8 protein-coding genes are annotated in these 8,758 nt (G+C 56.4%); 3 read left to right on the top strand and 5 right to left on the bottom strand.

Annotated elements, in window-relative coordinates; all coding sequences use genetic code 11:
- Positions 1 to 90: 90 nt before the first annotated feature.
- Genes OEL57_RS10800 through OEL57_RS10790 form a run of 3 tightly spaced genes read right to left on the bottom strand, consistent with a single transcriptional unit; the run spans position 91 to position 3,203 of the window.
- Complete coding sequence (locus tag OEL57_RS10800) at positions 91 to 1,227, bottom strand: efflux RND transporter periplasmic adaptor subunit (RefSeq protein WP_300740545.1); 1,137 nt, start codon at positions 1,225 to 1,227, stop codon at positions 91 to 93.
- Positions 1,227 to 2,528 (bottom strand): TolC family protein, encoded by a 1,302-nt coding sequence (locus OEL57_RS10795; protein ID WP_300740544.1) that lies wholly within the window; start codon positions 2,526 to 2,528, stop codon positions 1,227 to 1,229. The genes OEL57_RS10800 and OEL57_RS10795 overlap by 1 nt, the downstream gene beginning before the upstream one ends.
- Positions 2,529 to 2,582: 54 nt before the next feature.
- Positions 2,583 to 3,203: a TetR/AcrR family transcriptional regulator gene (locus tag OEL57_RS10790; RefSeq protein ID WP_300740543.1), complete on the bottom strand. Its 621-nt coding sequence runs from the start codon at positions 3,201 to 3,203 to the stop codon at positions 2,583 to 2,585.
- A gap of 187 nt (positions 3,204 to 3,390) precedes the next feature.
- Between OEL57_RS10790 and OEL57_RS10785 the strand changes: the two genes are divergently transcribed.
- The 3 genes from OEL57_RS10785 (at position 3,391) to OEL57_RS10775 (ending at position 6,798) form a co-directional block, all read left to right on the top strand.
- A complete protein-coding gene (locus tag OEL57_RS10785; RefSeq protein WP_300740542.1) occupies positions 3,391 to 4,644 on the top strand; it encodes a multiheme c-type cytochrome in 1,254 nt (417 codons plus the stop codon).
- Positions 4,645 to 4,853: 209 nt separating this feature from the next.
- Positions 4,854 to 5,324: a cytochrome c nitrite reductase small subunit gene (gene nrfH / locus OEL57_RS10780; RefSeq protein ID WP_300740541.1), complete on the top strand. Its 471-nt coding sequence runs from the start codon at positions 4,854 to 4,856 to the stop codon at positions 5,322 to 5,324.
- 25 nt (positions 5,325 to 5,349) lie between these two features.
- On the top strand, positions 5,350 to 6,798 hold the full coding sequence (locus OEL57_RS10775) for an ammonia-forming cytochrome c nitrite reductase subunit c552 (protein WP_414718516.1): 1,449 nt from the start codon (positions 5,350 to 5,352) through the stop codon (positions 6,796 to 6,798).
- 120 nt (positions 6,799 to 6,918) lie between these two features.
- On the opposite strand, the gene OEL57_RS10770 is transcribed toward OEL57_RS10775, so the two are convergent.
- Both OEL57_RS10770 and OEL57_RS10765 read right to left on the bottom strand, forming a co-directional pair.
- The gene (locus tag OEL57_RS10770) at positions 6,919 to 7,629 is read right to left on the bottom strand and encodes a PilZ domain-containing protein (protein WP_300740540.1); all 711 of its coding nucleotides are present in this window, start codon (positions 7,627 to 7,629) and stop codon (positions 6,919 to 6,921) included.
- A gap of 60 nt (positions 7,630 to 7,689) precedes the next feature.
- A complete protein-coding gene (locus tag OEL57_RS10765) occupies positions 7,690 to 8,511 on the bottom strand; it encodes an HDOD domain-containing protein (RefSeq protein WP_300740539.1) in 822 nt (273 codons plus the stop codon).
- Positions 8,512 to 8,758: the final 247 nt, after the last annotated feature.

The following is an 8,758-nucleotide window of genomic DNA, read 5'->3' as shown; positions in this document are numbered from 1 at the left end:
TCTTGAAGTAGCCGATTATACCCACCACCGATAGCAGCAGCACCGTGGCCAGCACCAGGTGTGGACGGGCCAGTATCCGTTCCATCATGGTCATGGTGTAGCCCCCTGCAGGGTAACCGGCATCCCCTCAGCCAGCAGCCGCAGGCGGCTTTCCTGCCCCACCGCCACCTGCTCGCCGGCGGCCAGCCCGCCACTGACTGCAGCGACACCGTTACTGACCCCCAACAATCGGGTAGCACGCACCCGTACCTTACCGTCCTTAACCACTCGTAACTCCGTTGCCGTGCCGTTGCGCACCAGGGCCTGTTCCGGCACCAGCAGCCCCTGCAGTTGGCTGGCGGCTAGTTCCACGGACAGCGGGGCGCCGCTGGGCAGGCCAAAGGGGGGCTTATCCAGACCGATTTCCAGCCCGGCCTGCAGGGCGGCCCCCAGGGCCGGGTAGATCCGGGTGACCGCTGCAGTCTGGCTGCGGCCGTCAGGATGGCGCAGGTAAGCCCGGCTACCACTCCGCAGCCCGGCCAGATCCTCCTGTGACACCTGTAGTACCACCGTGCAGTTCCCCTGCTGCTCAATGGTCAGGATCGGCTTGCCCGGCACCGCCAGATCTCCCGGTTCCATCAGCCGCCGGGTCACCACCCCGCTGAACGGTGCCCGGACCTGGCCGTACCCGGCCTGGGTCCGGGCTGCGGCGGTCTGCATACCGATTCCGCTAATCCCGGCCTCTGTGGCCTGTACGTTCGCTTTGGCCGTATCAAGGGCGGTACGGGATCGCTCCAACGCCTCTCTGGAGATGGCGCCGGCACTGAACAGTTTCTCATCACGACCATAGACCGCCTGCTGGGTCATCAGGGCGCTGCGGGCCGCTGCCAGACGTTGTTGAGCTGCCATCCCTTCGGCCTGTATTGCCTGGGTCCGTTCCAGCAGTTCACGGTTATCCAGTGTGACCACCACCTCACCGGCCCTGACCTGGTCTCCTTCCCGCTTGCCAACACCAAGGATATGGCCGGTGATCCGAGCTGCCAAATCCGCCCTGGTCCGGGCCTCCAGTCTGCCCAGATAGCGGCGGGTCACCTCAAGCTCACCCTGCCTGACCGCGTGAACCTGCACCACCGTCGCTACTGCTGCCGGTTTGGCCAGGTTGGCCAGACTCTGCTTCTTCTTTCTCACCATCACCACTGCCGCAACCAGCAGCAGCACCACTACGCCGATCAGGACTCTTCGTTTCATTACAGATAGACCTCCATGTTGCCGCTGGCCTTGTGCCAGTTCAGTACGGCCATTGCCTGATCAAACAGGGCCTGGCTATGGTTTGCTAGGGCCTGTGCCTCCGCCGACTGGGCCAGCAGCAGATCGGCCATGGCGCCGGCCCCCTGGTTAAATTTTTCCTGCTCGATACGGAACGACTCGGCTGCCTGCTCCACCGCCAGACGGGTTGCTTCAATCCGCTTACGGCTCTCAACAATGGATGAAGAGGCCTGCAAAAGCTCCAGTCTGATCTGCTGCTCAACTGCCCGCAGTTTCTGTTCAGCACGCTGCTGCTGCAGCCGCTCTCGCGTAAGTTCGGCATAACTGCTGCGGTCAAACAGCGGGAGGCTAAGCGCCCCGCCCACGTACCAGATGCCGTCACTGAAATGGGGGTTAAGCCCAAGTTGCTGCTGATAGCCTGCTGTTGCCTGCAGGCTGGGCAACAGCTTTCCCAATGCCAGCCTGCTACTTGCGGCAGCATCGGCAACCCCTTTGGCATGCAGCTTAAATTTCGGTTTGGTTCTGGCAAGGGCCAGTCCTGCCTCAAAATCCGGCTGCAGCTCGTACGTCTGCAGTCGGTCAGCCAGCTGCAGCGGCGCATCTGTCGGCCCCACCGCCTCTCCCATCAGACTGCGCAGAGCGCTGCCCGCATTCTTGAGTCCCTCCTGCAGGGCCAGCAGCCGTTGTTCCTCATTGGCCTGCTGCACCTCCACCTTCAGCAGATCAACTCTGGCGATCCGGCCCAGCTCATACTTCAACCGGGCATCGTTTCTCTGCCGGTTCAACGCCTCCAGCGCACCATGGGAGGCGTTGACCAGTGTCTGCAACTGCAGACACTTGGCATAGGTTGCCACGGTGTTGGCGATCAGCTCATTACGGGTAATCACGGTATTGTCCTGCTGCATGGCGTGGCGCAGTTCTGCCAGCCGCACCGCCGCCTGAACCTGTCCCCCCTGGTAGAGCGGCAGGGTCAGCACCGGCCCCAGAAAGGCATAGCTGTCGCTGAAACGGGGCGGGATAGTTGTACTCTGCGCCGGAATGAAGGCCGTTGACTCTGATCGTTGGGTGATACTGGCCTCAAGGCTCAGGCGGGGCAGATGGCGCCCCTGAGCCGCCTTGATCCCCTGACCGGCCACAGCTGCGGCAAACCGTGATTCGGCCAAGACCGGGTTGTGGTCGACGGTCTGCCTGACCGCCTGTTTCATGCTGATCGGCTCCGCCTGGACGGTCAAGGGGAACAGCGCAAGCAGGGTAATTACCGTAACATACTGATAACACAACATGGCCTAGCCTCCACCGACTATGTGAATAATTATTCACATCAAGGTCAAAAAAATTTATTTGTCGTCACACCGCTCCAGCAGTCTCCTGAAGTTGGCCCACAGCAACGCTACTTCATCGGTCAGCCTGCCTTCAGCCTGATTGCCGATCCAGCGTAGTACACTGAACTGCAGGATTCCCATGATGGTAACAGCGGTTTCCCGCGGACCAATCCCGTCCCGCAGTGCCCCTTCGGCAACAGCCGCCTCCAGCAGACCGGTCAGGGTGGCCTGAAAACTCTCGATCCTGCTGGCCATGATCTGAGCGATTCTGCCACCAGTGACAATACCGCCGTCGGAGAACAGCAGTCGGGGGATGCCGGGATTTCTGGCGATCATTTCACTATGGGCCAGGATCACCTTTTCCAGCTTGTCCAGCGGTTTGCCGCTGGAGCCGGCCAACTGAGCCGCCCGGCTGGTGACCTGACTGCCGATAAACTCCACCACAGCCCTGATCACGTCCTGCTTGTTGCGGAAGTGACGATAGATGTTGGCCTCACTCATGCTGGCCGCAACCGCCACCTCATGAATGGTCAACCCACTGACCCCCAGCCTGCCGATAACCCCCAGAGCAGCCTGGACGATCTCAGCCTGTCTCACCTGAGTTGCCTTTTTTTCGAGCACGTTTTGTGATTTCATATTCACATAATGCTGGCTACTCAGCCGGTTTGTCAACAAATAATTGAAGTACGAAGGTGATGTGAACGTTTATTTACCTAATTTTTTTACGGCAATTGACTTTTTTAAATATTGTTGCATAGTTAGTTCCATCGTTCCTACGCCCTATACGGGCTGATCATCCTCACTTCCCGAAAGGAGCACCACCATGCGCACCCTGAAGCGACTGAGCTGTATGCTGATCGCGGCAACCGCCTGCCTGGCCCTGATACCGGCCCTGGCCCTGGCAAAACCGTCCAAATGCGAGACCTGTCACGCCAAGATCTCGCCCAAGATGGTGCAGGATTTTAATCGGGGCAAGATGTCCAAGACCCTGACCTGTGAGGCCTGCCACGGCACCTTCCACACCAGCGAGAAAGATGTGGCCAAGGCTCAACTCCCCACCATTGCTACGTGCCAGGTCTGCCACCCTGACCAGGCAAAGCAGTATATGGACGGCAAGCATGTGCTGGGGCAGGTTGCTCTGGATGCGATGCCCCGTTCAGCCCACCAGCCCAAGGCGTTCATGGCTGGCCAAAAGGGATGCGGCGGTTGCCACACCCTGGGTCTGGTTGATGCCAAGGGACGTGAGACCGAAGCCCGCAAGTACTACAAATACGGGATGGATTGTCAGAACTGCCACACCCGCCATGCCTTCTCAAAAGCCGAAGCCAATGAACCTGAGGCCTGCCAGACCTGCCACATGGGCTTTGACCATCCCCAATGGGAGATGTGGTCCGGCTCCAAGCATGGCACCATCTACCTGACCAACCGCGCCATCAACCCCGGCGCCAAGAACCGTGCGCCCAAGTGCCAGACCTGCCATATGCCCAATGGCAACCACCGCGTCATGTCTGCCTGGGGCTTCCTTGCGGTGCGCCTGCCTGAGGCCGATGCCGAGTGGATGGGCTACCGCGCAACTATCCTGAAAGGTATGGGCGTACTTGATCCTTCCGGCAAGCCCACCGGGCGTCTGGATGTGGTCAAGGCCGGTAAGGTGGCTCGTCTGACCAAGGAAGAGTTCGACAAGGAGCGGGGTAAGTATGTGGCGATTTGCCAGCAGTGTCATTCACCCAACTTTGTAAAGGAGAACTTCAAGAACGCCGACCAGATGGGCAAAGAGTCCGACAAGCTGTTCAGCGAAGCGATCAGCATTGTAGGCGATCTGTACCAGCAGGGAGTTATCAAGCAGAAAGCCGGACAGCCGTTCGCTTACCCCGACCTGCTGACCTTCTACGATGTCGACACCAAGATCGAGCAGACCCTGTACGAGATGTTCATGGACCACCGTATGAAGACCTTCCAGGGGGCATTCCACATGAACCCGGACTACACCACCTGGTACGGCTATGCCAAGATGAAGAAGGATCTGACCGAGATCCGTGAGATGGCAGCGGATATGAAGAAAAAAGCCGGTAAGTAACCCTGGTAGTATGACGGCAGCACTCTCGACCAACCGGTCGCAGGTGCTGCCGTTTTCACCTTTTCGCATTATTTGACATCGGTCAAGCAACCTGTCCGACAGATGGCGTATAGAAGGCTACCCGCGGATACCGGCACAATAGATCATCCGGAAGCCGCACCATAATCCGCAACAGCAGACAAAGCTTTTAAGAGAAGGGGGGTGAAGGGATGGGATCTTTTTTCAGCGGCAAATGGCTCAAAATCGTTGGTATCGGTGGAGTCGGCGCAGCGCTGATCGGCTTGTTCGTGTTGCTGGGCCCGCCAAAGCTGCTGGCAAAGACTGAATCGGTTGATTTCTGTGCCAGCTGTCATGTGATGGAGGCGCAGCACACCGCCTTCATGCATAACGGCGCTCACCGACGCCTGAAATGCGTGGACTGCCATCTGCCCAACAACAACGTGGCATCTCACTACATCTGGAAGTCCATCGACGGCCTGAAAGACGTGCTGGTATTCAACGGCGGCAGGATCGCCGATCCGATCAAAATTTCTGAACACGGCGCCAAGGTGCTCAAGGCCAACTGTATCCGCTGCCACGAAACCCTGGTATCCCAGATGGACACCTCCCGCAACTGCTGGAGCTGCCATCGCAGGATTACCCACACCGGAACCGGCGCCATAGCCACAAACCCGATCTAGCACACCATCATCCCGGAGGATTGAAATGAGAATGAAACTGTTGGTAACCCTGCTGGCAGCCGCCCTGTGCGGGGCTGCGATCACAGCCTGTGCCCCCCCCAAGGCAGAAAAGACCAAGGTGGTCGAGATTCCGGACGGCACCATTGACCCGGCGGTCTGGGGCAAGAATTTCCCTGAGCAGTATGAGACCTGGAAGGCCACTGCCCAACCCACCCCCGAAGGCAAGAGCAAGTACAAGAAGGGCAACGACGGCGGCAAGGTCTATGACAAACTGTCCGAGTATCCCTTTATCGCCCTGTTGTTCAATGGCTGGGGCTTTGGTATCGAGTACAACGAACCCCGTGGCCACGTGTATATGATGAAGGATCAGGCCGAGATTGACCCCTCCCGCCTGAAGGGAGGCGGCGCCTGCCTGACCTGCAAGACCCCTTACGCACCGCAACTGGCTGAAAAGCACAAGCTGGGTTACTTCTCGGTGCCTTACAAGGATGCCGTCAACCTGATCCCCAAAGAGCATCAGGAACTGGGCGTGTCTTGTATCGACTGTCACAACAACAAGGATATGGGCCTGAAGATCTCTCGCGGCTTTACCCTGGCCAAGGCCCTGGACAAGCTGGGTGTTGACCAGACCAAGCTGACCAACCAGGACAAACGTTCCCTGGTCTGCGCCCAGTGCCATGTGACCTACACCATTCCCAAGAGTGCCGACATGAAGTCACAGGATGTCTTCTTCCCGTGGGATGAAAGCAAGTGGGGCAAGATCTCCATTGAAAACATCATCAAGAAGATGCGCAGCGACAAGTCATACGGCGAGTGGACCCAGGCCGTAACCGGCTTCAAGATGGCCTACATCCGTCATCCTGAGTTTGAGATGTACTCCAACCAGAGTGTGCACTGGATGGCCGGCGTTTCGTGTGCCGACTGCCATATGCCGTACACCAAGGTTGGCAGTAAGAAGATCTCTGACCACCGGATCATGAGCCCGCTCAAGAACGACTTTAAGGCCTGCCAGCAGTGCCATACCGAGAGTCCGGCCTGGCTGAAGGAGCAGGTACTTACTATTCAGGATCGCGCTGCATCCCAGTACATCCGTTCCGGCTATGCCCTGGCAACTGTTGCCAAGCTGTTTGAGCTGACCCACAAGCAGCAGGCAGCAGGCAAACAGATAGACCAGAAACTGTACGACATGGCAAAGAACTACTACGAAGAAGGTTTCTATCGTAACCTGTTCTTTGGTGCTGAAAACTCGATCGGTTTCCATAACCCGACCGAAGCGATGCGTATCCTGGGCGATGCGACCCTGTACGCCGGCAAGGCTGACGGGCTGCTGCGTCAGGCCCTGACCAAAGCCGGTGTTGATGTACCGGTCAAGGTTGATCTGGAACTGAGCAAGTACACCAACAACCGTGGCGCCAAGAAGCTGATGTTCAAGCCTGAGCAGGAATTGAAGGATCCCTACGGGGAAGTGAAGTAATTTTTGAAGTAGCTCAGGGTAGCGTAAGCAACAACACTAACCTGAAAAAACGGGCTGCCGGATGATTCCGGCAACCCGTTTTACTTTGGCCTCATGAAGCGAAAAGACGATCACACCAGACTAGGACACGATCTCCTTAACCTCCCGAATAATCTCAACCTGCCGCTGAAAAACATACTGTGAAATCTGACGTTCAAGCAGCTTTTCCGGGTTGATGGCAAACCGGTAGCTATAGGGAGAACGATCACCGCTGATGCTGATCAACGTTGCCGGAATACTAATCGGGATAGGTTGACCGGTTTCAGGGCTTAGCAGGGTAAACTGCACCGTGGTTTCTACGCCTGTTTCCAGTGGGCAGGTATAGTCAATCAAAACACCAAAGCCGGACAGAGAGAGATCAGTTAATCTGCCTTCAACAACTCCTTGCGGTGAGGTAATCGCCACATTCACCGGAGCATCCACCTCCACCCTGACAAAGCTCCGGCGCTCTGCCATGATCTCTACATAAGAAAACTTCACAAAGGTTGCTGCCTTTTTCCTGACATTGACATACTGGGCCTGGGCAAACAGATCATGCTTGAAAAGGGGACTGCGAATAAAGGTGGAGCGGGCCTGTTCAATGGTAAAGGCCTGCATTTCCTGCACATCCAGATCAACCACCCCTCTGCTGATGGAGGCGATGGTTGCCGGATAGGAGAGTGGAATACCTTTGTAATAGTTGATCAGCTTGAGTGGCTTTTTGAGGTTAGCCTCCAGCAGGGCAAGTATCTCTGCCTGATCATCATCAAAATTTTTCTGGATTCGGGTACTAAAAAGATCCGTGCAAGTCATGGGATACCTATTACCGGGATATACTGTTTGCTATCAGTCTGTTGCAGGGGAAGTAACCGACTAGGCACAGGCGGCCTGCATGTCTGCCTCAAGGACGACCAAGGCGTTTTCATCAACCTGTAACGCCAGAATTTCCGAGTTTGCATCCGATGGCTGCACCAGCCTCGGGTAGAGATTAAGGTTGTACTGCATACTGTTGAAATTAACCAGCCGAACAATGGCCAGCAGGGTGTCTGAAGCATCAAATGTCTCTGCATGGTGATGGGCCGCAACAGCACAATACAGGGGCGGAATATCCCAGTGATTCATGATGCGGACCCCTTGTTCCACATGCATATCGGAAAACACATCCAACAAGGTCTCAAGATCAAGGTCCAACTCAATCTCACGGGCCAGCCAGATCCGCTCCATCGCCTTAAGCAGGTAGAGCTTACCGATATCATGCAGCAGGCCGGCCAGATAGGCTTGATCTGCCAGTTCACGATGACCGCTGCTGACGGCGAGCGAACGGCAGCCCAGTGCGCAGGCATGGGAGTGCAGCCAGAGATCCCGCATAACCGCATTGACGATGGAAAGGTCTGAGGTATGCAGTGCCGCTTGCGAGGCAGCCATTGCCAGACTGGTAATCTGCTTGCTTCCCAGACGATTCACAGCATCCTTGATGGTCTCAGAGCGAGTACGCCCCACGTAGGCCGATGAATTGGCCATCCTGAGCACCTGAATGGCAAGCGCCTGATCCTTCAGGATTATCTCGGTAACCCGATCAATTTCAACGGTTGGGTCACTGAGCAACTGAAGCAGCTCAAGAGCTACCGGGTTAAAAACCGGTAGATCAATCGGCTGCAGACAGATCTGGTAGCGAAGATCAAGTGAAAATCCCATATCTATCCCCTTACTTAGACCTGAAGCCATACCAAATGGCCACACGATCCCTAAACAACAGTTACTGATTAGCTCTGGCTACAAAACCGCTTTAATCTCACTTAATTGAATCAAAACGTATCATTACACTATTATCGGGTTTAATGTGAACTAAATATGCCAAGTTGTTTCAGCTTCCCCCTGAAAGCCTTGATAACTACAGGACAAAAAAACGGGCAGCCCCCTTGCAGGAGCTGCCCGTTTCAGA

The organism is Trichlorobacter sp. (assembly GCF_030247655.1).
In the GTDB taxonomy this organism is placed as follows: domain Bacteria; phylum Desulfobacterota; class Desulfuromonadia; order Geobacterales; family Pseudopelobacteraceae; genus Trichlorobacter.
This window is presented reverse-complemented; position numbering and strand designations above follow the sequence as displayed.